Origin of the sequence: Jiangella asiatica (assembly GCF_004349065.1) — a bacterium.
GTDB lineage: Bacteria > Actinomycetota > Actinomycetes > Jiangellales > Jiangellaceae > Jiangella > Jiangella asiatica.
In genome coordinates this window covers 116,738-142,572 of the sequence record NZ_SMKZ01000013.1, presented here as the reverse complement: position 1 = coordinate 142,572, position 25,835 = coordinate 116,738, and the positions used below count along the sequence as shown (strand labels likewise).

Here is a 25,835-nt window from a genome sequence, read left to right as displayed (position 1 = left end):
GGTGGGAGCGGGGACGTTCGTCAGTGCGGCGGCCGCGACCGTGTCGCCGTCGTCGGAGCCGACCGGCCGTGATGCCGACGGCGGCCTGGGACCACGGCCGGGCTGGTCGTTCGTGCCGTGGCGGCCGGACGCGCAGCGGCCGCCGGTCCGGTTCGACTTCCAGGTCGGCGTCCCCGATGCGCGGCTGTTCCCGTACGACACCTGGCGCCGGCTGGTCGGACACGAGCTGCGGCCCGGACGGACCGACGGCTTCTACGCCCACCCGGCCGGTCTGGCCGACCTGCGCGCCGCGATCGCGCGGTACGTCGGCTTCGCCCGCGGTGTGCGTGCCGACGCCGACGACGTCGTCGTCACCAGTGGTGCCCAGCAGGCACTCGACCTGCTGGCCCGGGTGCTGGTCGCGCCGGGCGACGTCATAGCGGTGGAGGAGCCCGGGTATCCGCCCGCGTGCGACGTCTTCGGTGCCCACGGCGCCCAGCTCGTGGGGGTGCCCGGTGACGACGATGGTCTCGACGTGTCGCGGCTGCCCGACTCGGCGCGCCTGGTGTACGTGACCCCGTCGCACCAGTTCCCGCTGGGCACCGCGATGTCACTGGCTCGCCGGTCCGCGCTGCTCGCATGGGCGGCGGCGCACGATGCCGCCGTCGTCGAGGACGACTACGACAGCGAGTACCGGTTCGCCGACCGGCCCCTGGAGCCCCTGCACGGCCTGGACGTCCACGGCCGGGTCGTGTACGTCGGGACGTTCTCCAAGACGCTGCTGCCCAGCCTGCGGATCGGGTACGCCGTCGTGCCTCCCGCCCTGCGCTCGGCCATGCACGCGGCGAAGCAACTGGCTGACGGGCACAGCCCGGTGACCACCCAGGCGGCGCTGGCCCGATTCATGGACGAGGGCCTGCTCGCCCGGCACATCCGCCGGACGGCGCGGGTGTACGCGCCCCGTCGCGCGGCCGTCGTCGCGGCGCTGGGTGACGAGCTCGCCGACCACCTCCGGCTGCTGCCGTCCGCCGCCGGGCTGCACGTGTGCGCTCTGCTGCGCTCCGGCGACGCGGGCGCCGCGGACGAGGTGGTAGCCGCCGCGGCGGCATCGGGTGTGACGGTCGAGCCACTCGCGGCCTACTATCGCGAGCCGCCGGGCCGGGCCGGCTTCGTGCTCGGGTACGGCGTCATCGACACCGCCGACGTGCCGGAAGGGCTGCGGCGGTTCGGTGCGGCGCTGCGTGCGGTGCTCGGCTGACCGTCACGCGGGCCGGAACGCCTCACCGTCGAGGACGGGCACGACGTCGCTCTCGTCGAGGCGGCAGGCGATGGCGACGTCGTCGGGAAAGCCGTACGCGACGAGCTCGCGGCCCGACGCTGCCCCGGTGACCGCCGCCGCCACGTCGTCGGCGACGGCGTCGAACGCACCCCGTGCCGCGGCGGCCTCGGGGGAGAGGACGGCCTGGTCCTGAGCGAGGGCGGTTGCGAGCGAGGCGACGATCGCACCGGCGCCCAGCAGGTCCTCGAGGGCGGGCCGCAGGCTGTCGTCGGGCCACCGCTCACCCGCGGCGATCACGGCGACCGGGCGGTCCGGCCGGCCGAAGCCCTGCCCGGCCAGCCACCGCCCGACAGCGGAGGCGTTGCGCAGGCAGCAGGTCACGACGACCGGCGGATCGGCCGCGCCGGCCGCCGCGGCGGCGATGGCCGAGCCGTTGGGGGACGGCAGCACCAGCCGCGGTGTGAACGGCGCCGACCGCAGCGCCGCCGGTGACAGCGACCACGGCGCCGTCGCACTGACCGCGCGTCGTCCCACCGCCAGCTCCGCGCCGACCCGCTGCGCGTACGCCGTCGCCGTCGCGTCCCGCCAGGCGTAGGGGAACACCACGGTTCCCGCCTCGACGGCCACGGACACCGACGTCGTGAACGACAGCACATCCACCACGACGAGCGCCGCCGCGCTCGGCGCGAGCCGCTGCGCGCCCACCGGTCCCCAGTCGAAGCGGATGTCGTACCCGTCCTGACCGAACCAGTCGCCCATGGGGTCGAGTCTGGTCGGCCGCGAAGGCGTGCACCAGCGGATTTCGCGGCGGACGGGAACCTTGTCGGTGGGCGGTGGTTGTGTGGGCGGTCAGGGTGTCACCAGGTGCGACGCGAGGAGGAGTCCGTGACGGATCTGAAGGCGGAGCTGCACCGTAAGTTGCAGGCGGGCCGGGCGGGTCTGCTGTTCACGGTCGAGGGCCTCGGCGAGTTCGACCTGCGCCGGCCGCTGACGCCCACGGGCACCAACCTGCTCGGCCTGATCAAGCACCTGGCCGGGGTGGAGTACGTGTACCTCGGCACGTCGTTCGGCCGCCCGCCGCCCGAGACCCTGGCGTGGGAAGAGGACGGCTCGGTCTGGGAGGGCGCGGACATGTGGGCCAAGCCGGACGAGTCCAGCGAGTACCTCCTCGGGCTGTACCGGCGGGCCTGCGCGCACGGCGACCGCACCGTCGACGAACTCGCCCTCGACACCCCCGGGCGGGTCCCGCACTGGCCGGCCGAGCGCGCCGACACCACCCTTGGCGTGCTGCTCATCCGGATGGTCGCCGAGACCGCTCAGCACGCCGGCCACGCCGACATCGTCCGCGAGCTCATCGACGGCAGGGCCGGCCCCGACCACGACTCCTTCGGCGCCGCCGAGACGTGGAGCACCTATCTGGCGAAGATCCAAGCCGCCGCCGACACCTTCGCGCCGCGCTAGTGAGCCGGGCGGGACCGGGGACGAAGAACCCTGACGCGGGCCGAGGAAGCTGAACGCCCACTTGTATGGGATTCGGTATGATATCTGTATGGCGAAGGAGAAGGTGACTGTAGCGATCAGCTCGTCGTCGCTGGCGCTCTTGGACGCGGATGCGAAGGCGTCTGGTCTGAACCGCTCGGAGTTCGTCGAGCGGGCCGTCAGGAATGAGCACTACCGGCGACTGCTCGATCAGGCCGAGGGTCCGACATGGGCGGCGGATGACGACGCGTTGGCTCGTGAAGCGCTGCGGATGCAGGCTGAGGCGTGAACCCCGGAGAGCTGTGGAACCTCGACGACGGCACCATCCGACTGGTGCTCTCGCACCCCACCTACAACGCGTCAAAGGTGAACCTGGTCGTGACGTGCTCGGTGGTCCCGGAGACCAAGTCGTTCCAGCCGTTCGCCGTCCGCGTTGACGGCGGATACGCACTCGCGGACCGGTTGATGACCCATCCCCGGCACTGGCTCACAGAACGTCACGGCGAGCTGGCAGACGCCCAGCTCGCAGCGGTTCACGAACACCTGTCGTTCCTGCTCGACCTCTGACAGGGCAGCGTCGGGTACGGCGTGCTCGCGACGACACGCGGCTACACCCTCCGATGAGCCGATCGCCTCAACCAGCCGACGATCGCGGTGGCCACGAACAGCACTACCCCGATGACTCCGAGCCAGAGGATGCCCTCGATCGCGAACCCCACGATCGACAGCACCAACCAGACGGCCAGTAGGACAACTACAAGGACGACCATGTTCGAAGGTGTACCCAGTTCAGCTGCTCGCAACCGCTTTGCGGCGGGGTGCAGGCCGATCATTACGGCATGAGGGCGATGACGACCGAATCGCACAGCTCGACGGGCACGGTTCGGGTCCAGCCGGCGCGCCGCTGAGCGGGTGGCACGGAACGGTTACGGCAGCTGTTCGACGGGTCCGAGATGGTCGACGAGGCCGCAGCCCGGTCGTCTTGAGAGACGGCGCGGATGCCGGCCCGTTCCCTTCAGCCTGGCTGTGTACCGTCCTTCAGGAGAGGCAGGTCGATGACCCGAGGACCCACACGCTATCCACGATCAGGCCGAGCGAGCAGCCACACGAGCGACCTGCGTGCGCAAGGCTGGACGTGCCGTCGACTAGTCGAACGCCCAAAGGCCTTGTGACCACGTATCGCGGTCCCGCCTTCCTCCTCTCCGTGGAAGCCAATGTCAGGCGCTGCGCGAGAGAAGGTCGCGGGTTCGTTGCGACCTCGAAGTCGATTTCTGTCACGAAGTCTCGGTCCGGCTTCGGGCGTGATGGTCTCCCAACCTGTTGACCGGTCGCCGTCAGCGTGACCGCGACGGCGACTCCCGGCGACCCGGCGGGCGCATCAGCACAAGTCAAGGGGCGCAGCTGGGCCGCGCAGTCTGATGCCGGGCGCCATTCCCGGCCGTGTGCCCCTGGTCACAGCGGCAGTGTCGGCGTAGCGTGGCCTGCGGGGGGATCATCATGGCACAACCAGCATCCTGGGAACTCATGCCGACCGGGGAGCCTGTCACGCCAGAGTCGCCGTTCGCGGTGGCATCGAGGGGGTGAAGGCGTGGTCTCTGAAGTCGAGGACAGCTCTGGTCTTCACTCGCTGGGTGTGCTCTACCGGCTGTGGGCGACGGATTTCGTGATCGAGGCGGTCCGCGCCATATCGAGCGATCAGGAGCGCAATCCGGGTCGGTACGGAAGCCTTTCGGTAGCCGACCGTGCCGCGATATCGGAGTTCCGTCACCGGGTCGGCACTGACCCTCAGTGGCCGGACTTCGACCAACGGCTGTTCCTTTACGAAGTCCGACTTGGTTCCCATTTCGCGGCTGGCGCGCGAGCGATCCAGTCGGCCGCGGCCGCTTACGTCGAAGGCACCGATGCGACGCGGCACCTCGCGTACCGTGCGGCACTCGACGCGATCGAGGGTTTTCGGGGTCAGTTGGCCGACGGTTACGAGGCTACCGACGACGATCAAGCTGCGGCGGTCCACCATCTGGTTGCCCGCGCAGCAGACGTCCTCCGTGGTCCGAAGCTGGCCCACCTGTTCGGCGTCGAGGCCACGGTGCCCGAGGCCTGGCCTCAGCGCGACCCGTTGAACGTGCACGGCGCGCGTCTCGTGGGCGCCGTTGCCCTGGATCTGTTCCCGTCTTCCCCTGCACGGATGTCCCCCACCAAGTTCCTGACGCTCCAGCAGGTGGCGGTCGACGGCGCCGTGACCATCACCAAGGTGCTCGCCGCCCACCTGCGCGGTGATTCCAGCCAGGAAGATGTCGACGTTGTCGACGAGGTGATGTCGTGGGCCTACGCCTGGCACACGAGCGCGCGCCGGCTCGCGCCGATGTCCGTGGTGGTCCACGCGTGGCGCAGCGAGGAGTACCGCCGTGCCCTGAGCGACTTCGAACGCCGCCACATTCCGGAGCACCCATCAGGTGACGCCGAACTGGCGGGCACGGAGCTCGACCTCGCGCACGGCAGGTGGCGCGCTGCGGCAAGAGTCGGAGGTGGAGCCGGAGGGGTCTTCGGTGGTGGAGGCGTCTTCGCCGGTGGTGGATGGGGAGTGATGACCCACACGGTCGGGAGCGAGATCTGCTGCTCCACCGGTGACCTGAGCTGCCACACCGACGCCTCGTGCAAGAGCGTCTACGAGCACTGCGACTCGGAGGGCCTTCCGTGTCCCTCGCAGTCGGGGCAGTTGAGCTGCGACTTCCCCTGCGGCACCGAGCGTCCCCACCACTGCTTCTTCTGAGCGACCGTGGCGACGACCGTCCGATGGCAGCGGGCCCTGTCGTTGCTCGAGAGATCCGCGGATGCTCAGCGCCAGGCATCGCGGGGCACCGGGCCGCTCTTCCGCGCCTCGACTGCTGCCGGCGACGTCGACCGATGGCGTGCCCTGGAACCATTCGTCGACTCGGAGCTTCTCCACGCCCGGCTCAGCGCCGCCGGGATCGACATCGCCCAGCTGCAGTCTCTGCTCGCCGAGGAGGACGCGGGTTGCGCTGGAACCTCGGAGGAGCCTGAGTGGCTTCGCGTGGTCGAAAATGCCTATCACGGCCCCGATGCGCTACCCACGACAGGGGCGACGCGGTCAGGGATCGGCGCCCTGGTCGAGCCTCTGGTGCAGTGGGCGTCTGCTGAGCTGGTGACCCGCGCGGCGCGGATCACGCCCAGACCCGTGCGCATCGACCCCGCGGTGTTCAGCGAGGAGCTCGTGGACCGGCTGCGCGCACAGCTCTGGGTCATCGTGAGCAAGGCCGCGGCGCTGGAGCTCAACGTCGCGCGCCTCGAACGTGGCCTGGAAGGCGCGACCCCCGAGGATCGGTACTCGGCCTACTTCCACGGCCTCCTGCTTGGCGACGGACTTCCACGGATCTTCGTCACCTACCCGGTGCTCACGAGGCTGGCGGGAACCGCCGCGACCCAGTGGGTCGCCTCCAACCTCGAGTGGGTCAGGCATGTGCAGTCCGACGCACCCGTGATCGCCAGAGCATTCGAGGCAGACATACGGCGGCTGCGCGTCACGAGGGCGATGGCCGCGGGCGGTGACCATCACCGGGGTGGCAGGTCGCCGGTGATCCTGGAGCTGGCGTCGGGTGCACGCTTCCTTCACAAGCCACGCTCGCAGTTGCCCGAGCTCCATTTCGCTGACTTGGTCGACTGGCTCAATGCGCGCGGTATGGCGCCACGGCTGACTGCTGTCCGGGCCATCGACATGGGCGACTACGGCTACTGCGAGTACGTACCGCACACACCGTTGACATCGGCAGATGACGTGACCGACTTCTACCGGAGGCAGGGCGCGCTACTTGCACTGGTGCACGTGCTGTGCGGCACCGACATGCACCGCGAGAACCTCATCGCTCGTGGCGCGGACCCAGTGCTGGTGGATCTCGAGACCCTGTTCCATCCCGCGGTCGTCGCCGGGGACACGCATCTCGCGGCGCTGGTCGCCTATCGGGCGCTCGCCGAGTCGGTTCTTTCCGTTGGAATGCTGCCCGAACGGTTGTGGGAAGGCCCGGATGGGGGCGTGGACCTCAGCGGACTCGGGGGCGAGGGGGGTCAAACCACCCCATTCGACCTCCCGCAGTGGGAAGGGACAGGGACGGATGCGATGCGCGTCGTTCGTCGGCCGCTCACGCTCAAGGGCGCGGAGAACCAGCCGAGGCTCGGCCGCGGCCCGGTCCGGCCATTGGATCACGAGCATAGCGTGCGGACCGGCTATGAGGTGGCATACCGCCTGCTCATGCGCCACCGAGACGAGCTCCTAGCAGATGATGGACCGGTCGCGGTCTGCGCTGCGGACGAGACGCGTCTGGTGCTTCGACCCACGCGGACGTACAGCGTCCTGCTTCACGAAAGCCTCCACCCGGACTTCCTCCGCCGCGGCCTTCGGCGGGACCAGTTCTTGGACGCTCTGTGGAGCACTGTGCCGAGCGCACCGCGCCTAGGCCCCATCGTCACCGCGGAGATCGAGGACCTCTGGAATCTTGACATTCCGCGGTTCACCACGGCGCCCGGCATTCGCGACGTCGTCACCAGCACTGGTGCGGTTGTTCCTGAGTTCTCAGCCACCTCGGGGCTCGACCGCAGTCTCAACAGGATACGGAACCTCTCCGAGCACGATCTGGATCGTCAGCTCACGGTCATCTCGATGTCGTTCGCGGCGCTCGCCGCGCCGGTCTCGGAGAAGGCATCGAGCACCTCGAGTTCTGTAAGCGCACGCAGCCGATGGACCGTCGTCGGCGAACCCAGGCAGAAGGGTGTGCCGGCAAGCGGCACGCCCCCAGCGCACCGTGCCGCAGGGGCGATCACCTCCGACCGGCGTGAGCTACTCCTGCGCGCGGCCGGCACGCTCGCGGATCGCCTTTGCGCGACCGCGTTCCGTGGCGACACCGATGTCTCATGGCTCACGCTGCGCCGCAGCGGCAATGGCTGGTCGATCGGCCCGACAGGGCTCGACCTTTATGACGGAGTCGCGGGGATCGCTCTGTTCCTTGCGCACTACGGCCGGCTCACCGGCGACCAGTTGGCACTGGACCTGGCCGCGCGAGGCGTCAGCACAGTGTTGAGCGGCCTTGGCGCCGGCGCCGTCGGTTCGTTAGGCGGGTTCGAGGGTTGGGGCGGAGCTCTCTACGCGCTGTCGAGCATGTCGACCCTGCTCCAGGATCCGAGCATTCTGCAGCGGCTGGACGACCTGGTGCGGCGCACCGAGTTCGATGTCGAGAGCGACGTGGCTTACGACGTCATCGGCGGTGCAACTGGTCTCATCGCCGGTTTGCTGGCTCGGCACGGCATCGAGCCGTGTGACGAGGCCGTGCGTCTGGCAGTGCGATGCGGCGAGCACCTGGTCCGGAGCGCGACGCGCCAGGCGGTAGGTGCAGGCTGGGTCAACCGCCGGATAGGGACGACACCACTGACCGGGTTCGCGCACGGCGCAGCCGGCGCTTCGTGGGCGCTCTCGCGATTGTCGGCTGTGACGGGCTTGGAGTCGTTCGGCGCTGCAACGCAGGATGCACTCGCGTTCGAGCGGTCGGTGTTCGCGCCGACCGCCAGCAACTGGCCCGACCTGCGAGATTCCGCGCGAGCGAACGACGGCGAGACGAGGTTCTCGGTGTCGTGGTGCCACGGCGCGCCCGGCGTCGGCATCGCCCGCCTCGGCATGCGGATGAGCGGCGACCTCGACCCCGTCCTCGATACGGAGATCCGCGCCGCGGTCGCTGCCACCGTCCGTGCCGGCTTGCACGGCAACCACTCCCTGTGCCACGGCGCGCTCGGGAACGTTGAGTTCCTCAGGCTCGCGGCGATGCACCTCAGCGATCCCGCACTCGCGCAGCGCTGCGAGGACGCGGCAACAGTTGTCGCGCGCATGGCGCTGGTCGGCCGGGTGCGGACGGGAGTCTCGCGGGAGGTGGAGGTCCCCGGGCTGATGACCGGGCTAGCGGGCATCGGCCTGGCGCTGCTGCGCCACGCCGACCCCTTGGCGGTGCCCTGCGTGCTCATGCTCGAGCCGCCGCGACCGCGGGCGGAACCACGTACTCCACCGCGGGGTTGACGGCACTCGTGCCTCGCATGCGCGCGCAAATGCCCGACAACACCGAGGAGTAGCCGTGGTCAGGATCAGAATTGCTGTTACGGCGCTGGCCAGCGCGCCGCGGACGGGCCCCGCCGACCATGACGGTTGAAATATTCGCCGATCACAGTATGCCCGCAGCGGACTTACTCCAGGGAGTCCTAGATTGCAGGCGATCTGTCGCCGCTCGCGCGACAGGCAGCACCTACAACGCCTATACCGATCGACCGGCCATGCTCAAGCTCGCCGGCGATGTGAGCGGACTTGACGTTTTAGATCTTGGGTGTGGAGCGGGACACTACGCCGCTGAACTGCTGAGACTAGGCGCCGTGCGGGTCGTGGACGTGGACGGAAGTGAGACCCTTCTGCGTGCGGTGCAACAGCGGCTCGGAGACCGGGTCGCCGTGCATCACCACGATCTGGAGGAACCACTGGACTTCTTGGCGGACCAGTCGTTCGACCTGGCCGTGATGGCCCTGGTCTACCACCACATCGACGCACGAGAACAGCTGCTTGACGAGCTTCGGCGCGTTCTGCGGCCCGGCGGGAGCCTGCTGGTCTCCACCACCCACCCCACCAGTGACTGGACCCACTTCGGCGGTTCCTACTTCGCCGACGACCGAGTCGAGTTCCCTTCCGGTGACGGCCCCACGATCAACTACTGGCGGATGACACTTCAGACGTTCCTCGGCGAGTTCCTGGGCGCCGGCTTCGTGCTGGAAGAGTTGGTAGAACCTCGGGCGACGGAGGAAGCTCGGCTGACTGATCCTCGACGATACGACAGGACCCATGCCGCACCGACCTTTCTCGGTCTCAGACTTTGCCGCCCATGACTGAGCAGGTTCCACGACCTTGCCCTCCCCGGGACATCGGCGCTGACCACATCCAGGCCACTCGACCCCAACACGACGCACGTCAAGGACGCTCATAGCGCACGCGCTTGGCAACCTCGAGCCTAGGGCTGCCGCCGACCAGGGGCACGAATACTCCGCGTGCTCGAGGCCGGGATGTCAACGTCACGCCTCTTCGCACGAATGGCCGACTTGATGCCAGACGTGTAAGAGATCGCGCGGTAGGGATCGTCGTTGCGAGCGTCGCATCCGTGGGATGCCTCGCAGGGCGCGGGCGCGAAGGCATGCTGGGCGCCCGTCGAGTGCTCCGCAACGCGGTTTCGTGGGGTGTACTGGCGAGGCGATGGGTTTCTTCGTTACCCCACAGCGCGGCCGATGAGTTTGTGGCTCCCGGCCGGTCCAAGCTCGTGACACCCAAGGAAAGGACACCGCCATGTCAGAGCTTCTTGTCGACTTCATCACCTCCCTCGACGGCAACGCATCGGGAGAGGGCTGGCCCGGGTGGTGGGGCCTCGAGGGCCCGGAGTACCTCGCATGGGACGGCAAACAGCCCGAGGTCACCTACCTGATGGGAGCGAACACCTACCGCCAGATGTCGGGCTTCGCCGCCGGCGTGGTCCCGAATGGCCAAGACGAGTTCAGGCCCGAAGAAGAGGCGTCTGTCGACGAGCTCACGCAAGCGTCCAAGGTGGTGTTCTCCTCCTCACTCGAGGAGCCACTGACATGGGCCAACTCCACGCTCGTCCGCGACGACGCCGTCGAGGCGGTCCGCGCCATGAAGGAGAACGGCTCGGGGCTCCTCAGCACGATCGGCAGCCTCAGCCTGTGCCGGTCCCTGCTACGAGCCGGACTCGTCGACCGCTTCCGAGTCGTGATTTTCCCGGTGATCACCGGGGCCACGGGCGCAGAACGCATCTACGACGGCTACCCGGACGTCGCCCTCGAGATGCTCGAGCACCGCACCTTCGACGGCCGCATCCAGCTGGTCGAGTACAAGCCCCGCGTGCTCGAGCACCCGCCGCTCGGCGCCCTTGCGTGACGTCGCCCCGCCCGCCGGTCTGGACCGCCGCCAGGCCGGCGGGCGCGGAGCAAGCTACAGAGATAACTGTGCTAAAAGATCGCCCGGGTAGGTGCGTGTCGGTGATGCAGAGCAGGCACGAGCCTCGGTAACAGAAGAGGTGTTCTACGCCGTCTTCTCTGGGCGCCTCCTATGAGCGGATCGCGGACTCGTCTGGTTCGGCGACCACCATCCGCAACCGACGCGACGAGTGGATCGCGGCTGGGGTCTTCACCCAACTCGAGCAACTGTGTCTGGAGGCCTACGACAAGAGCGTCGGCCTCGACCTGAGCGAGGTCACCGTTGATGGGTGCATCGTCAAGGCACCCTGCGGCGGCGAAGCCGCAGGCAGTCCCCGGTAGTTCGGGGGAAGCAGGGCACCAAACGCTCCCTGCTGGTCGAAGCCACCGGCATCCCGCTACGGTGCGTGATCGCGGGCGCGCATCGCAATGACTCACGGCTGCTGCGACCCACGCTGGAGCATTTCGGCCGGTTCGATCAGGGCACACCATCGACGGCCGGCTCACGCTCCCCGACGGCGTCGTGGCGGAGGTCTACGACGTCGCAGCGCCCGTCGATGTCCGGATTGAGACCGCCGACGCCCTGGTGGCGTGGGGCAGCTCGCGCGAGTGGATGCGGACGGCGGCTGAGCGGATGACACAGGTGCGGTGGGTGCAGTCCCCCTCGGCCCGAGCACTCCGCCAAACGTCTGAACCACCTGGCGTTGCAACGACGGGTGAGCCGGGAGCGAAAAACGCGACTCTTGGTGCCCCGGTCCGACAGTATCCACGCCCGCGCGGTCATGGCTGACCCGCGCACCAGCCCCCCGGTTCCCTGTCGTACCGAGCGATCAACACGCGTTGCAGTTGTGTAACGGCGCGGGTTGGCAGGGTTGCGCAACCGGATCAACAGGCACACGATGCCCGTCAACTCGAATTGCGCAACACGTGTTGATCGTGGAGGTGGGCCATGGGGACGGTGCGTCGGGCGGATGTCGCACGGCTGGCCGGCACGTCGCCCGCCCTGGTGAGCTACGTGCTCAACGGCGGGCCGCGCGGCGTCGCGCCAGGGACCAGGGCACGCGTGCTCGCGGCCGTCGAGGCGCTGGACTACCGGCCGAACGGCGTCGCCCGGTCGCTGCGGCTGAACAAGACGATGTCTCTCGGCCTGGTCGTGCCCGACACCTCCAACCCGTTCTTCGCCGAACTCTCACGTGCCGTCGAGGAAGCCGCGTTCGTTCACGGCTACACGCTGCTCATCGGCAACGCCGCCGAGGACGATGCCCGCCAGACCGCGTACGTCCACACGTTCCTGCAACGCCAGGTCGACGGGCTGTTCCTTGCACCGGCTCATGGGCCGGCCGGGTGCCTGCCCGAACTCGAGCGGGCCGGCAAGCCATGGGTGATGCTCGACCGGCAGATGGCTTGGGCCATGGCGGCGCCGGTCGTGGTGGTCGACAACCGCGGCGGTGCACGGGCGATGACCGAACACCTGCTGGAACATGGGCGGCGGCGGATCGCGTGCGTGGCCGGCCCTCGCGATGTCATGCCGGCGACCGACCGCGTGGCCGGCTGGCGGGACGCGTTGTCGGCGGCCGGACTCGCGCCGAACCGGATGCCGTTGCGGCACGTGCCGTTCGGGCGGCGCTCGGGCTACCTGGCGGCGCGGCAACTGCTGGCCGACCAGGACATCGACGCGGTGTTCGTGGCCAGCGACGAGCAGGCGCTGGGTGTCCTGCGCGCGGTCACGGAGGCCGGGCGCCGCTGCCCGGATGATGTCGCGATCGCCGCGTTCGACGGGATCGCCGCGGCCGCCTATTCGACGCCGGCCATCTCAACGATGGCGCAGCCGTTCGGGGAGTTCGGGCGGACCGCGGTCGCCCTGATGCTCGGCCGTATCACCGACCCCGACCAACCGGCGCGCACGCAGGTGCTGCCGGTCCGGCTGGAGGCGCGCGGCTCGTGCGGCTGCCCCGACCCGCCTGGCGGCGACCTGCCGGCGGAGCCCTTCGACATCGACGACGCCACGCCGCCCGCCGATACGACCCCGCCGCCCGCCGAACCGTCCGACCCACCCGGCGAAGGAGCACCGACCCTATGACAAGCGTCGTGGTCGTGGGCAGCGTGAACCTGGACTTTGTCGTCGCCGCGCCGCGGATCCCGGCACCCGGCGAGACGATCCTCGGCTCCGAGCTGGTGACCCGGCCTGGCGGGAAAGGCGGCAACCAGGCCGTCGCGGCCGCTCGGCTCGGCGCCGAGACAGTTCTGGTGGCGGCGGTCGGCGACGACCGCATGGGCGAGGACCTGCGGCGGACGCTGGCCGGTGAAGGACTGGATGTGTCGGAGCTGACCGTGATCGCCGGCGTATCCACCGGCGCCGCGTTGATCGTGGTGGACGAGCGCGGCGAGAACTCGATCGTGGTCGCGCCCGGGGCCAATGGCAAGCTCGACACCGACCGGATCACTCGCCGGACCGACCTGCTGGGGCCGGGTGACGTGCTGTCGCTACAGATCGAAGTGCCGCTGGCCACTTCGCTGGAGGCGGCGACACGGGCCAAGCGGGCGGGAGCTTCGGTGCTGCTCAACACCGCGCCACTGCCGCCACTGCCGAACGCGACGCTGGAGCGGCTGCTCGCGACCATCGACGTCGTCGTCGCGAACGAAGGCGAGGCGCTCGCCCTGACCGGCGCCACGCCGCCGGCTGACCCGGCCGGCTGGGCCGACCTGGCCGCGGGCGTGTGCGGGCTCGGCCCGCGCCTCGCGGTCGTCACGCTCGGCGAGCACGGCGCCGTCGCAGCCGAGGGAGGGCGGAGCTACGTCCAGCCGGCATTCGCCGCCGACGTGGTCGACACGACCGGCGCCGGCGACTGCTTCGCCGCGGCGTTCTCGGTCGCGCTCGCCCGGGGGCTGCCGACCGGCGAGGCGCTGCGCCGTGCCTGCGCCGCCGGCGCGATTGCCACGACGCGGCTGGGCGCACAGGAGGCGATGCCCACGGCGGACGAGCTGGACCGGTTTCTCGAGTAAAAGGAGTGACGCGTGCGCGCTGACGGATTGTGGCATCCACGGCTGGTCCAGGTGATAGCGGCGATGGGGCACACCGACATCTTGGTCGTGGCCGACGCCGGGCTGCCGGTACCGCCAGGGGTGGAGGCGATCGACCTGCTGTGGTCCCGCCGCTGGCCGCCGTTGCTGCCCGTACTGCGCGGGATTGTCGCCGAGCTCGTCGTGGAGCGGGCGATCATCGCCGAGGAGGCCAAGGACCCCGACCTGGTCGGGTCGATCGAGCACGCACTCACCGGGCTGCCGATCATGCGCACGAGCCACAAAGAGCTCAAGGACACCTGCCGCCGCGCCCGCGCCGTCGTGCGCACCGGTGAGGACACCCCGTACGCCAACGTCGTGCTGCACGCCGGCGTGCCGTTTTAGCGAGAGGGAACCCAATGCTGCCAGCGGACTATGAGGAACGGGTCTACGCCGGAGTGCTCGGCAAGGTCATCGCCGTGTACCTGGGCCGTCCGTTCGAGGGCTGGCGGTACGACCGCATCATGGCGGAGCTGGGCGAGGTCACGCACTTCGTCAACGACCGGCACGACGTCGCGCTCAAGCACCACCTGTTGGTCGTGCCCGACGACGACATCAGCGGCACGTTGGTCTTCCCGCGCGCCCTGCGCCACCACGGGCTGGACCCGTCGCCGGCGCAGGTGGGGCTGACCTGGCTCAACGAGCTGATCGAGAACAAGACCGTGCTGTGGTGGGGCGGCCTGGGCAACTCTACCGAGCACACCGCGTACCTGCGCCTGCGCGAAGGCCTGGTACCGCCGGAGTCCGGGTCGATCGCCCGCAACGGCACGGTCGTGGCCGAGCAGGTGGGCGCCCAGATCTTCGTCGAGGGCTTCGCGATGACCTGTCCCAGCGACCCCGAAGGCGCCGCCGACCTCGCCGAACGCGCGGCCCGCGTGAGCCACGACGGCGAGGCGATACACGCGGCGCGGGTGGTGGCGGCACTGGTCGCACAGGCGTTCGTCGAGCCGGACATGGGCAAGCTCCTGGACATCGCCACCGACGTGATCCCGGCCGACTGCCTGATCCGTCGCGTCATCGACGACGTGCGCGGCTGGCAGGCCGGCGATGGTGACGACTGGCACCGTACCCGCGCCCGCATCGACGAGCGCTACGGCTACCACCGGTACGGCGGCAACTGCCACGTCGTCCCCAACCATGCCACCGTGATCAACGCGCTGGCCAGCAGCGACGGCGACTTCTCCCGCGCCATGACGGTCGTGGCAACCAGCGGCTGGGACACCGATTCCAACGCCGGCAACGTCGGTGCGATCACCGGCGTCCGCGGCGGCCTGGCAGGTCTCGGGCCCCGGTGGCGCGACCCCGTCGCCGACCGCCTGTACCTGCCCAGCGCCGACGGCGGTGCCGCGGTCACGGACGCCGGCCGGGAGGCGCTGGTCCTCGTCGGTCACGGCCGGGCCCGATACGGCGAGCCGCCGTTGGACCCACCCAAGGACGGCGCCCGCTTCCACTTCACGCTTCCCGGGTCGGTGCAGGGCTTCACGGCCGACGACGACGCGGTGCACGTCGGCGGCGACGGCGACCGGCTCACCGTCCGCTGGACCGGCGACGCGGCCAGACCGGTCAGCGTCACCAGCCCGGTGTTCATCCCGCCGGAGGCCGCCGGGACGCAGATCTACGGCCTCCGCGCGACCCCCGCGCTTGTTCCCGGCCAGGTGGTCACCGCCCGCGTGACCGCTGATGACGCCGTCACCGCGCGGCTCCTGGTCCGCCACTACGACGGCGCAGACGAGCTGGGCGCACTGACCGGACCGCCGGTGCCGCTGGGCCCGAGCGAATCGGCCGAGCTGTCGTGGCGGCTGCCGGACCTGGGCGGCCAGCCGGTCGCCGCCGTCGGTCTGGAGTTGGACGGCGCCGCGGCCGGCACCGTCCACCTGGACCGGCTGGGCTGGAGCGGCGAGCCGCACCTCACCCTGACCCGTCCGGTGGACGGCGGGACGATGTGGCGCCGGGCCTGGGTGGACGCCGTCGACCGGTTCGATGACCGCTGGCCCGAGCCGTTCCGGCTGGCGCAGAACCGCGGCACCGGGCTGGTGGCACACGGGGGCCGCGACTGGCGCGACTACACCGTGACCGCCGACGTCACGCCGCACCTGGCCGACGCCGCCGGCATCGCCGCCCGCTACCAGGGCCTGGAGCGCTATTACGCGCTGGAGCTGGCCGGCGGCGGCACCGTCCGGCTGGTACGCCGCCTGCACGGCACGACCGTCCTGACCGAGGCGCCGTTCGCCTGGTCGTTCGGCACCACCTATCGGCTCACGCTCGCCGTTGCCGGATCCCAGCTGCGGGCGGCCGTCGGCGGCGGCCCGCACCTCCGGGCCGACGACCCCACCCCCGCACTCGACAGCGGGGGCATTGCACTCCTGGTGACCGGCGGACGCACGGCCACGACCGCGGTCCATGTGAGACCCCACTCCGAGAGGACACCACGATGATCACGACACCACGACCGAGCCGCAGACGCTTCCTGCAGGGCGCCGGTATGACGGCGGCGGGGCTGTTCGCTCCCGGGCTGCTGAGCGCCTGCGGATCCGGCAACGGCTCCACCGGGGGCGACTCTGGCACCGGCACCGTCGAGCTGTGGATCGACATCCAGGGTGAGCCGAACCAGACGTACTTCTCCGACAAGGTGATCGGCGCCTTCGAGCAGTACCAGTCCGACATCGATGTCAAGGTCACGTACTACACGGGTGCCGACCTGCGCAAACTTATCCAGACCGCGTTGCAGGCCAAGTCCGGGCCGGACCTGGTGCGCGGCCCCAGCGCCACCCAGACCCTGGCGTGGAGCAAGGCCGACGTGCTGGCCGACCTCTCTTCCTACGCCGACGAGTGGGCCTGGGCGGACACGCTCGTCAGCTGGGCGATGGAGGCCTTCACCACCGACGGCAAACTGTTCGCGCTGCCGATGCGAGTGGACACGCTGCTGATGTACACCAACCAGACGCTGTTCGCCGAGAAGGGCTGGGGCGCTCCTACCACGCTGGCCGAGCTGGAGGGCCTGGCCGAGGAGGCGCACGGGCAAGGCATCACCCCGTTCGGCGCGTCGAACACCGACTGGAAGGCCGCCTCGGAGTGGCACATGTCGGCGATGTGGAACCACTACTCCGGGCCGGAGGCCGTCTACCAGGCACTCACCGGCGAGATCACCTGGACCGAGCCGGTGTTCGTCGAGGCCGTCGAGCTGCTCAGGAGCTGGTTCGACAAGGGCTGGTTCGGCGGGGGCGCCGAGACCTACTTCTCCGTGCCGGCTCAGGAGGTCGGCGCGAACTTCGGCAACGGCACGGTCGCGATGGTGCCACAGGGCGTGTGGTGGATGAGCTCGGTGGGCAACTTCTTCGGCACGGCCGCTAACAACGAGAACGAGTGGGACTGGTCACCGTGGCCGGCGCTGCGCGACGAGGTCGCCTACCCGTTGTTCGATTTGGGCATCGGCGGGTCGCTGGGCATCAACGCCCACAGCGACAGTCAGGACGCGGCTGCGGAGTACCTCAACTGGTACTACGGCGACCGCGAGGCCGCGCTGCAGCGGATGGCCGACGTCCCGGCGACGTACAACATCCCAATCCAGTTCGACGCCGCGGAGGTCCCCGCGGGCATCGACGAGCGCTCGCGCCGCGTGCTGGACGGGCTGAACACGGCCGTCGACGCCGGCAACTACGGCTACGTCACCTGGACCTGGTGGCCGCCGAAGGCCAACGCGTTCGTGTACGAGGGCTTCGAGAAGGTGCTGACCGGGGACCTGTCGCCGGCCGACTACTGCGAGCAAATGGATCAGCTGTTTCAGGAGGAGCGCACGGCCGGCGACGTCCCCCAGATCATCAGCAGGGCGTAGGGCGCATGGCCCTCCACGCCCAGGCGCCGCCGAGCACCGGCCGTCCCCTGCGGGCGGAGCAGCAGCGCGCCAACCGCCGTGCCGCCCGCCGGCGCAAGGCCCGCGCGCTGTTGTTCCTCGCCCCGCTACTCGGACTGAACCTGCTGGTCGTCGTCGGCCCGTCGGTGGCGACCGTCTGGTACTCGTTCACCGACTGGAGCGGTCTCGGCCCGGCCACATTCGTCGGCCTGGACAATTACACCCGGGCGTTCGGCGACCCCCTCGTGCGGGCGGCGCTCATGCACAACCTCATCTGGTTCGTGCTGTTCCTCAGCGTCCCGATGGGCCTAGGGCTGCTCGGCGCGTTCCTGCTGTCGCAGATCACCCGGTTTCAGATGCTGTTCCGGGCGCTGTTCTTCATCCCGTACGTCGTGGCCAGCGTGGTCAACGCATCGGTGTGGAAGAGCCTGCTCAGCCCCACCAACGGCATCGGGCACGCGCTGGGAGAGCTAGGCGTGCCATGGATCGGCGACGTCGCGTTCCTCGGCGACACCAGCACGTCGCTGATCAGCGTGAACTTTGTCGTCGACTGGCATTTCTGGGGTTTCGTGGCAGTCATCTTCCTGGCTGCCATGCAGGGCGTGGACCCGGAGCTGTACGACGCGGCCAAGGTGGACGGCGCGAACCGGTGGCAACAGTTCACCGCGGTGACGCTGCCGGGCATCCGGCCGACCGTCGTGTTCCTGGTGCTGATGACGGTGATCTGGTCGCTCAAGGCGTTCGACTACATCTACGTCATGACCCAGGGCGGACCCGCGGGGTCCAGCGAGGTGGTGTCCACCTACATGTACAAGGTCGCGTTCAGCCAATACGAGGCGGGCTATGCCGCCAGCCTCGGGCTCTCGATGGCGTTCGTCACCGCCCTCGTGCTCGCCGTCTACCAGTTGGTCCGCAAGCGGGGGTGGGAGGCATGACCGCACCGACGCTGACCCGTCCGGCCCCGCCGGCCGGCGACGCCGGACCACGCCGGCGTCGCCGCGAACCGTCGCACCGGCCGTATTACCTGGTGCTCGTGGTCCTCGCCTTGTTCGCGATCGGACCACTGGTGACTTTGGTGTTCAACGCGCTGAAGGACAACGCGTCCATCGGGACCAGCCCGCTGACGCCGCCGACGGAGCTGAGTCTTGACAACTTCGCCCAGGCCTGGACCCAGGGCGACTTCGCCACGACCATGCGCAACAGCGCGATCCTGTGCCTGGGCACGGTGGCGGGAGTCTGCGTGATCGCCGGGCTGGCGGCCTACGCACTCAGCCATCTGGAGGTGCCGGCCAGCGGCGCGGTCATCGGCTGGCTGTTCCTCGGCAGCGCCCTGCCGGTGCAGCTGTTCCTGGTGCCGCTGTTCTTCATGTGGACGAACCTCGGCCTCACCGACAGCCTGTTCGGGCTGATGATCATCTACTGGGCCACCGACTCACCGTTCGCGACACTGCTGTTGCGCTCGTTCCTGATAAAGGTGCCAAAGGATTACCAGGAGGCCGCTCGGCTGGACGGCGCGTCGGAGCTGCGGATCATCATGCGAGTGATGCTGCCGCTGGCCTGGCCCGGGTTTCTCACCGTCGGGCTGATCGCGGGGCTGTGGGCCTGGAACGAGTTCTTCTGGGCCATCACGTTCGTGCACGACCCGGCGCTGCGGCCGATCTCGACCAGCTTCCTGGCCTTCCAGGACCAGTTCTCCACGGACCTGGCGCTGACCAGCGCCGCGGCGATCTTCATGCTCGGCCCTGTCGTGATCTTGTTCCTGGTGTTGCAGCGCCGGTTCGTCGCCGGCCTGACCTCTGGAGGAGTGAAGTGAGCGGTACCGCCCGCCCGAACGTCATCCTGATCATTTCCGACCAGCTGCGCCGGTTCGCGTTGGGATGCTACGGCGACCCGAATGTCAGCACCCCGAACATCGACGCGCTCGCCGCGCGCGGCACCAGGTTCGCTGCGGCTTCGTCGACGTACCCGGTGTGCGTGCCGTTCCGGTTCAGCCTGCAGACCGGCGAGTACGCGCACACGCGGGCCATCCCGGCGATCGAGTGGCGAATGTCCCCGGCGGAGCGGACCCTGGCCGACGAGTTCCACGATGCCGGCTACGACACCGGGATGTTCGGCAAGTGGCACCTGTACGGCGGGTTCGGGCACCTGCCGGGGCACACCGTGGTCAAGACGTCGCGCACCGCGGTGCCGCGGCCGTTCCAGGGCCGCTGGCAGCGCTTCGCCGGCTTCGACATCTGCAACGACCCGTACGACACCTATGTTTTCCACGACGACGACCCCACCCCGTGCAAGCTCGAGGGCTACCAGACGGACGGGTTGTTCGACCTCACCATGGATTGGATCCGCGAGCCGGCCCGCCGCGAGCGCCCGTTCGCCTCCATCCTGTCGGTGGAGCCGCCGCACCCGCTGTTCACCGCGCCGGAGGAGTACCTGGAGCGCTGGCGCGACCGCGACATCGTGCTGCGCGAGAACGTCGAGCTGGACCGCAAATACCGCAAGCGCGGCCCACACGGGTCGTCGTTGCTGGACGACCTGCGGGTCTACTACGCGATGATCGAGAACCTGGACGACAACGTCGGGCGGCTCGTCGACACCCTGGCCGAGACCGGCATGCTCGACGAAACCGTCATCGCCCTCACTGCCGACCACGGCGAGCTGCTGGGCAGCCACGGCCTGCTGGCCAAACAACGGCCGTGGGAGGAGTCCGTGGGCATCCCGCTGATCGTGTCGCACGGCCTCGGACGCGTCGTCGACGACCCCGTCTGCACCGAGGACCTGTTCCCGACACTGCTGGGTCTCGCCGGACACGCGCCCCGCGATCCCAAACCGGGGACGGACCTCACGCCCCTGATGGACGGGTCGGCCGGGCGCCTCGAACGCGAGGGCGTCCTGTTGGAGTTCGTGTCCGAGCTGCGCCCCGACGCACCGTTCCACGAGGAGACCTGGCGGGCGTTCCGTACCCGCCGCTACAAGTACACCGTTCTCGGCGACGCGCACGGCGCCCGGCCGTGGCAGTTCTTCGACCTGCAGGAGGACCCGTACGAGCTGACCAACCTCGTGGACGATCCCGCGTACGCCGAGCAGGTGGCGCATCATCACCGACTGCTGCGTGACCGGCTGGTCGAGACGTACGACCACTACGTGCTGGCACCGGCGCACGGCTGTCCGGGCTTGAACGAGTGGGATCCTGAGGCCAAGTACCAGAAGCGCTTCGGCTGAGGGGCCGGACGTGACTCTCACGCGGCGCTCGTTCCTGGTGGCCGGCGGCACGGTGGCGGCCGGCGCCGCGATGCCCGGTGGTGCCGAGGGCGACGTTGCGGCAACCGCCTCGGCGTCCTGGCAGGCCGCTCCGGTCAGGGTCACCGGCCGGGGCCGGCTGGTGTACCGCCGGGACGGCGACGGCAATCGGCTGCCGGACTTCGGCCACGCCGGCTATCACTGCGGCGAGCGGCCGCTGCCGGACGTCTCGCCGGCCCGAACCGTTGGGCCGGTCGACGGCGACAACACCGGACACCTGCAGGCCGCGCTCGAGGCCGTTGGCCGGCTGCCGCTGGGCCCAGACGGGTTCCGCGGCGCCCTGCAGCTGGAGCCCGGTGAGTACCCGGTCGCCGGGACGCTGCGGCTGAATCGCGACGGGGTGGTGCTGCGCGGTGCCGGATCGGGCAGCGACCCCGCCACGAACACCGTCGTCCGCGGCACCGGCACCAGTCATCTCCACCCGCCGGTCATCCTGGCCGGCGGCGCGGACACCTGGGGACCGGGGACGACGCTGTGGGCCGGCCAGGTCCCCGGCACCCGCACCGACATCACCACCGACGTCGTGGGCGTGGGGCAGCGAACGTTCCGGGTAGCCGAGCCCGGCGTCCTTACCTCGGGCGACAACGTCGTGATCGTGCACCCGTGCACCGCGGCGTGGCTGGCCGCGGTCGACGGCGGCGGCACGCACGGCGGGCCGCCGTGGCGGGTCGGTGCCGAGCCGATCCTGTACAACCGCTACGTCGAGGCGGTCGACGGCGAGCGGGTCACCGTCGACGTCCCGCTGTTCGCCACCCTCCGGCGGGAGCTGTCACCGTCGTACGTGTACCGGTGGGATCGGGCCAGGCTGGTGCGCGAGGTCGGTGTCGAGGACCTGCACATCGACATCAGCTACGCCGGCCAGCCGGACCAGGACGAGGACCACGCCGGTGCCGGCGTGGCGCTGTCGCTGGTCGAGGACGCCTGGGTGCGCAACTGCACGGTCCGGCATTTCTGGTTCTCGGGCGTGCGCACCACCGAGACAACCCGCGCCACCATCGAGAACTGCCGCGCGTTCGACCCGGTCTCGCGGCTGGCCGGCTCGCGGCGCTACAACTTCGCCGCCGGGCCGTACTCGCAGCAGATCCTGTTCGCCGACTGCCACGCCACCGAGGGCCGGCACAACTTCGTCGCGTTCGGCCGCTCCAAGACGTCGGGCATTGTGTTCCTGCGCTGCAAGGGCGAGGGCAGCCACAACGCCTCGGAGGGCCACGCCGGCTGGAGCCAGGGTCTGCTCTACGACAATCACCGCGACGTCGACCCGCACGAGGCGATGGTCACACTGCTGCTGGGGTGCCGCGGCAACTACGGCACCAATCAGGGCTGGGCTGCGGTGAACTCGGTGGCGTGGAACTGCACCGCCGGCGCGCCCGGCCGGATCGTCGTCCAGCAGCCCCCGACGGCACAGAACTACGCGATCGGCTGCACTGGCGACGTGTCCGGCATCGGCCCGTTCACCGAACCGGCCGGCTGGATCGAGGGCTCCAACCGGCCCGGCCTGCTCCCGGCGTCGCTGTACGAAGCGCAGCTGGTCGACCGGCTCGCGCGCACCTGCTGACATATCGAGGAGGTCGCAAGGATGAAGCTCCGCGTACTCGCCGTCGCCACGGCGGCGACGCTGTCCCTGGCCGCGCCGGCGACGGTGGCCGCCGACGACGAATCCCCGCACTACACCGGCATGCGGTATGACAACGGCGGCGTCGCCACCCCGATCGGCGGGCCGGTCGAGGAAGTGGACCGGCTGGCGGACGAGATCACTGCGGCCGGCCGCCTGGTCGTGCAAGACGTCGCCGAACGCCGGCAGCAGCTGCCGTACGGACGCATCGAGACCGAGGCACCGCGTCCGGGGCGTCCGGAACTGGTCACCTACCCCGCGCCGGACGGCATCGCCGCATCGCAGCGGTACGCCGTGTCCGTCAGCCAGTTCGGCCGGGCGCAGCAATCGTTCGTCTACCAGACCGACGCCCGCAAACCCGACACCAACCTCGGCACCGACACCTCCTGGACCTCGTTCTCTTTCAGCGGCATCGTGCACGTCGAAGTGCGCGACCTGTCCGACACCGCCACCGGCTGCCGGGTGCGGCCCTCGTCCCTGCGCGTCCCGACCCGATTCCACGACGGCAGCTGCCGGTTCGTGCTGACCGACGCCGCGAACGTCTCGGTGGAGTTTGAGCCGAACACCACGAACCCGGTCGAGCACGCGATGCTGGTGTTCGCCAACCCGCCCGAGACCGACGTGCCTGACCCGGACGACCCGAACGTCCGGTATTTTGGCCCCGGCATCCACCGCCTCGGCCGCGACGTGCAGCTGCACTCGAACGAGACGGTGTACCTGGCCGGCGGCGCCTGGGTCGAGGGTGCGTTCGTGGGCCAAAACCTGGAGAACGTCGTCATCAAGGGTCGCGGCATCGTGTCCGGGCTGTTCCTTGACACCGGCGACCAGGACCAGAACAAAAGCCAGCCGGGCTTGATCAACATCCTTGACTCAGCCAACGTGCTGGTCGACGGCATCACGTTCGTGGACGGCCCACGGTTCAATGTCCGGGCGCTGGGTCAGTACGTCACCCTGCGCAACCTCAAGATCATGAGCTGGTGGTTCAGCACCGACGGCGTCGTGGGCGGCAACACCGGCGTGATCGAAAATAATTTCATCAAGGTCAACGACGACTCGGTCAAACTGCACTGGGGCGACAACGTCGTGCGGCGCAACGTCATCTGGCAGCTCGAGAACGGCGGGCCGTTCAATATCAGCTGGAATATCCACGAGGACGTCGAGAACTTCCACGTCTACGACAACGACATCATCCACGCCGAGCACTATCGGTTCCCGCCGCAGGCCATCTTCCGGTCGCGGCACGCCGGCAGTGGGCACATGCGCGGATACCTGTTCGAGAACATCCGGGTCGAGGACGCGAACTGGCGGCTGTTCTACATCCCGCTCGAGAACAACAAGTGGTACGACCCGGCCCTGGGCTACGGTGAGATCTCCGACGTGATCTTCCGCGACATCACCGCGCAGAAGCCGTTCCGGCACCCGAACGTCGTCACCGGGATCCAGGCCGACGGCCAAACCCACCTCGTGCACAACATCAATGTCGTCGACGTGACGATCGACGGCGTGTGCCTGGCCTCGGCGGCCGACGGAAATGTGCAGATCGACCCGGCCACCACCGACGAGGTGCGGATCATGCGCACCGAGGACTGCTGATGGCCGGCCGCCGACCCAACGTCGTCGTCGTGCTGGCCGACGACATGGGGTGGGGCGACCTAGGCTGCTACGGGTCGCCGATCCCCACCCCGAACATCGACCGGCTGGCCCGTGAGGGTGTGCGCCTCACCGACTGCCACTCCGCGTCCGCGGTATGCACGCCGAGCCGGTACGCGCTGCTGACCGGTCGCTACGCCTGGCGCGGGCCGTTGAAGAACTTCGTCCTGATGGGGCATGGGCCGCCCTTGGTGGAGCCCGAGCGTCCCACACTGGCGTCGCTGCTGCAGTCGGCCGGCTACACCACCGGGTACTTCGGCAAGTGGCACCTAGGCCTGGGCTGGCGGCACCGTGACGGCACCGTCCGGTCCGCGTTCGAGCCCGGCGCCGTCCTGCACGACGACATGGAGACCGATGCCGGCCACGACATCGACTACACGCAGCCGTTCACGGGAGGCCCCACCGTGCTGGGCTTCGACCGGTTCTTCGGGCTGGCCGGATCACTGGACATGCCGCCGTACTGCTTCCTGGACGGCGATCGGACCGTCGGGGTGCCCGACCGCGAGAAGGTGACGTTCCTGGCCGAACAGCGGCCGGGGTTACAAGTCGAAGGGTTCGCCGAGGACGAGGTGGACGTGCGACTGACGCAGGAAGCGGTGTTCTGGCTGCGCGAGCAGGACCGCGACCGGCCGTTCCTGTGCTACCTGGCGCCGTCCGCGCCGCACCGGCCGTGCGTGCCCCCGTCGTTCGTGCGAGGCCGGTCTGGTCTGGGTGATCGGGCCGACGCGGTGTGCCTGGTGGACTGGGCCGTGGGTGAGCTGCTGACCGCCCTGGACGACGCAGGCCTAGCCGACGACACGATCGTGATCGTCACCAGCGACAACGGTGCGCCGATGATCTTCACCGACGACGGCGACCCGGCCGTGCACCGGGCCAACGGGCCCTACCGCGGCCAGAAGGGCGACCTGTGGGACGGCGGGCACCGCGAACCGCTCGTGGCGCGCTGGCCCGGGCGGTTCCCGCCCGGCACGGTCCGCGACGACCCGGTCTGTCTGACTGACGTGCTGCCGACGGTGCTCACGGCGGCCGGGATGCCGGTGCCCACGGACACGGCCGAGGATGGGCTGGACGTGCTGCCGGTGCTGGCAGGAACCGGGTCGGTACCGCCCGGACGGGCGATCGTGCACCACAGCCTGGCCGGCCGGTTCGCTGTCCGGTCCGGCCGGTGGAAGGCGATCTTCTCGGCCGGGTCCGGCGGCGGGTTTTCCGAGTCGTCCATCACTTCGCTGTTCTCGTCTGGGTCCGGGCGCCCGCACGACTCCGTGGCCTGGGGCCAGGAAAACCCCGTCGGGCAGCTGTACGACGTCGTCGCCGACCCGTACGAGACCGATGACCTGTGGCGGCACCGACCCGACGTCGCCGCCGCCCTTTATGATGGGCTGCGGCGAATCTGCCGGGACGAGTCCAGTGGGCTGCCGTTCGACGTGCCGGTCGGCGCCGGGGTGCCGATGCAGGGCGGATGGCCGGCGTGATCATGAACGCGTTGGAGGCGTATCTCGCCGAGCGTGAGCAGCGACCTGACACGAGGGATCAAGTTCCAGCGGTCGTCCGCCCAGAGGCGGCACCGGCCAGGTGGCGCCCGACCGCGACGGCGACGGTCGTCTCGTCGA

General features: G+C 69.7%; 20 protein-coding genes and 1 pseudogene. 20 read left to right on the top strand and 1 reads right to left on the bottom strand.

The window, feature by feature from the left end; genetic code table 11:
• Window positions 1-1,237, top strand: a 1,237-nt coding sequence (pdxR, locus tag E1269_RS11535) for a MocR-like pyridoxine biosynthesis transcription factor PdxR (protein ID WP_131894514.1), incomplete at its 5' end; no start/stop codon positions are given.
• A gap of 3 nt (window positions 1,238-1,240) precedes the next feature.
• Here the strand turns inward: pdxR and E1269_RS11530 are convergent.
• Window positions 1,241-2,017: a 2-phosphosulfolactate phosphatase gene (locus tag E1269_RS11530; RefSeq protein ID WP_131894512.1), complete on the bottom strand. Its 777-nt coding sequence runs from the start codon at window positions 2,015-2,017 to the stop codon at window positions 1,241-1,243.
• Between the two features lie 126 nt (window positions 2,018-2,143).
• On the opposite strand from E1269_RS11530, the gene E1269_RS11525 reads away from it, so the two are divergent.
• The 19 genes and pseudogenes from E1269_RS11525 (at window position 2,144) to E1269_RS11430 (ending at window position 25,697) form a co-directional block, all read left to right on the top strand.
• Window positions 2,144-2,719 (top strand): DinB family protein, encoded by a 576-nt coding sequence (locus E1269_RS11525; protein WP_131894510.1) that lies wholly within the window; start codon window positions 2,144-2,146, stop codon window positions 2,717-2,719.
• An 88-nt stretch (window positions 2,720-2,807) separates the two neighbouring features.
• Window positions 2,808-3,026, top strand: coding sequence for a ribbon-helix-helix domain-containing protein (locus tag E1269_RS11520; RefSeq protein ID WP_131894508.1), 219 nt, complete (start codon window positions 2,808-2,810; stop codon window positions 3,024-3,026).
• The gene (locus E1269_RS11515; RefSeq protein ID WP_131894506.1) at window positions 3,023-3,304 is read left to right on the top strand and encodes a hypothetical protein; all 282 of its coding nucleotides are present in this window, start codon (window positions 3,023-3,025) and stop codon (window positions 3,302-3,304) included. The genes E1269_RS11520 and E1269_RS11515 overlap by 4 nt, the downstream gene beginning before the upstream one ends.
• Window positions 3,305-4,325: 1,021 nt before the next feature.
• On the top strand, window positions 4,326-5,507 hold the full coding sequence (locus E1269_RS11505) for a mersacidin/lichenicidin family type 2 lantibiotic (protein WP_131894502.1): 1,182 nt from the start codon (window positions 4,326-4,328) through the stop codon (window positions 5,505-5,507).
• 6 nt (window positions 5,508-5,513) lie between these two features.
• On the top strand, window positions 5,514-8,810 hold the full coding sequence (locus tag E1269_RS11500) for a type 2 lanthipeptide synthetase LanM family protein (protein WP_131894500.1): 3,297 nt from the start codon (window positions 5,514-5,516) through the stop codon (window positions 8,808-8,810).
• A 251-nt stretch (window positions 8,811-9,061) separates the two neighbouring features.
• A complete protein-coding gene (locus tag E1269_RS11495) occupies window positions 9,062-9,661 on the top strand; it encodes a class I SAM-dependent methyltransferase (RefSeq protein WP_203433366.1) in 600 nt (199 codons plus the stop codon).
• Window positions 9,662-10,112: 451 nt separating this feature from the next.
• Window positions 10,113-10,718, top strand: a complete 606-nt coding sequence (locus tag E1269_RS11490; protein ID WP_131894498.1) for a dihydrofolate reductase family protein — start codon at window positions 10,113-10,115, stop codon at window positions 10,716-10,718.
• 158 nt (window positions 10,719-10,876) lie between these two features.
• A pseudogene (locus E1269_RS11485) lies at window positions 10,877-11,247 on the top strand (transposase family protein); the annotation flags it as partial.
• A 458-nt stretch (window positions 11,248-11,705) separates the two neighbouring features.
• Window positions 11,706-12,836 (top strand): LacI family DNA-binding transcriptional regulator, encoded by a 1,131-nt coding sequence (locus E1269_RS11480; protein WP_131894496.1) that lies wholly within the window; start codon window positions 11,706-11,708, stop codon window positions 12,834-12,836.
• Entirely contained in the window at window positions 12,833-13,759 is a 927-nt protein-coding gene (locus E1269_RS11475; protein WP_131894494.1) for a ribokinase, read from the top strand. The genes E1269_RS11480 and E1269_RS11475 overlap by 4 nt, the downstream gene beginning before the upstream one ends.
• A 12-nt stretch (window positions 13,760-13,771) precedes the next feature.
• Window positions 13,772-14,161 carry a D-ribose pyranase gene (rbsD, locus tag E1269_RS11470; RefSeq protein ID WP_131894492.1) on the top strand — a complete coding sequence of 130 codons (390 nt, stop codon included), beginning with the start codon at window positions 13,772-13,774 and terminating at the stop codon, window positions 14,159-14,161.
• 14 nt (window positions 14,162-14,175) lie between these two features.
• Window positions 14,176-16,251 carry an ADP-ribosylglycohydrolase family protein gene (locus E1269_RS11465; protein WP_131894490.1) on the top strand — a complete coding sequence of 692 codons (2,076 nt, stop codon included), beginning with the start codon at window positions 14,176-14,178 and terminating at the stop codon, window positions 16,249-16,251.
• Entirely contained in the window at window positions 16,248-17,648 is a 1,401-nt protein-coding gene (locus E1269_RS11460; RefSeq protein ID WP_131894488.1) for an ABC transporter substrate-binding protein, read from the top strand. Before E1269_RS11465 ends, E1269_RS11460 begins: the two co-directional genes overlap by 4 nt.
• A gap of 5 nt (window positions 17,649-17,653) precedes the next feature.
• On the top strand, window positions 17,654-18,601 hold the full coding sequence (locus E1269_RS11455) for a carbohydrate ABC transporter permease (RefSeq protein WP_131894486.1): 948 nt from the start codon (window positions 17,654-17,656) through the stop codon (window positions 18,599-18,601).
• A complete protein-coding gene (locus E1269_RS11450; RefSeq protein ID WP_131894484.1) occupies window positions 18,598-19,479 on the top strand; it encodes a carbohydrate ABC transporter permease in 882 nt (293 codons plus the stop codon). The genes E1269_RS11455 and E1269_RS11450 overlap by 4 nt, the downstream gene beginning before the upstream one ends.
• A complete protein-coding gene (locus tag E1269_RS11445; protein WP_131894483.1) occupies window positions 19,476-20,885 on the top strand; it encodes a sulfatase family protein in 1,410 nt (469 codons plus the stop codon). Before E1269_RS11450 ends, E1269_RS11445 begins: the two co-directional genes overlap by 4 nt.
• Before the next feature lie 10 nt (window positions 20,886-20,895).
• Window positions 20,896-22,518: a peptidoglycan-binding protein gene (locus E1269_RS11440; protein WP_131894481.1), complete on the top strand. Its 1,623-nt coding sequence runs from the start codon at window positions 20,896-20,898 to the stop codon at window positions 22,516-22,518.
• A 21-nt stretch (window positions 22,519-22,539) separates the two neighbouring features.
• Window positions 22,540-24,168 carry a hypothetical protein gene (locus E1269_RS11435; protein WP_131894479.1) on the top strand — a complete coding sequence of 543 codons (1,629 nt, stop codon included), beginning with the start codon at window positions 22,540-22,542 and terminating at the stop codon, window positions 24,166-24,168.
• Window positions 24,168-25,697, top strand: coding sequence for a sulfatase family protein (locus tag E1269_RS11430; RefSeq protein ID WP_131894477.1), 1,530 nt, complete (start codon window positions 24,168-24,170; stop codon window positions 25,695-25,697). The genes E1269_RS11435 and E1269_RS11430 overlap by 1 nt, the downstream gene beginning before the upstream one ends.
• The last annotated feature ends 138 nt before the right edge of the window (window positions 25,698-25,835 follow it).

Bases quoted from the DNA above. Each gene is read 5' to 3' on its own strand.
- E1269_RS11530 (WP_131894512.1), bottom strand. From the start codon at position 2,017: ATGGGCGACTGGTTCGGTCAGGACGGGTACGACATCCGCTTCGACTGG.
- E1269_RS11520 (WP_131894508.1), top strand. From the start codon at position 2,808: ATGGCGAAGGAGAAGGTGACTGTAGCGATCAGCTCGTCGTCGCTGGCG.
- E1269_RS11495 (WP_203433366.1), top strand. From the start codon at position 9,062: ATGCTCAAGCTCGCCGGCGATGTGAGCGGACTTGACGTTTTAGATCTT.
- E1269_RS11490 (WP_131894498.1), top strand. From the start codon at position 10,113: ATGTCAGAGCTTCTTGTCGACTTCATCACCTCCCTCGACGGCAACGCA.
- E1269_RS11480 (WP_131894496.1), top strand. From the start codon at position 11,706: ATGGGGACGGTGCGTCGGGCGGATGTCGCACGGCTGGCCGGCACGTCG.
- E1269_RS11475 (WP_131894494.1), top strand. From the start codon at position 12,833: ATGACAAGCGTCGTGGTCGTGGGCAGCGTGAACCTGGACTTTGTCGTC.
- E1269_RS11465 (WP_131894490.1), top strand. From the start codon at position 14,176: ATGCTGCCAGCGGACTATGAGGAACGGGTCTACGCCGGAGTGCTCGGC.
- E1269_RS11460 (WP_131894488.1), top strand. From the start codon at position 16,248: ATGATCACGACACCACGACCGAGCCGCAGACGCTTCCTGCAGGGCGCC.
- E1269_RS11455 (WP_131894486.1), top strand. From the start codon at position 17,654: ATGGCCCTCCACGCCCAGGCGCCGCCGAGCACCGGCCGTCCCCTGCGG.
- E1269_RS11450 (WP_131894484.1), top strand. From the start codon at position 18,598: ATGACCGCACCGACGCTGACCCGTCCGGCCCCGCCGGCCGGCGACGCC.
- E1269_RS11435 (WP_131894479.1), top strand. From the start codon at position 22,540: ATGAAGCTCCGCGTACTCGCCGTCGCCACGGCGGCGACGCTGTCCCTG.
- E1269_RS11430 (WP_131894477.1), top strand. From the start codon at position 24,168: ATGGCCGGCCGCCGACCCAACGTCGTCGTCGTGCTGGCCGACGACATG.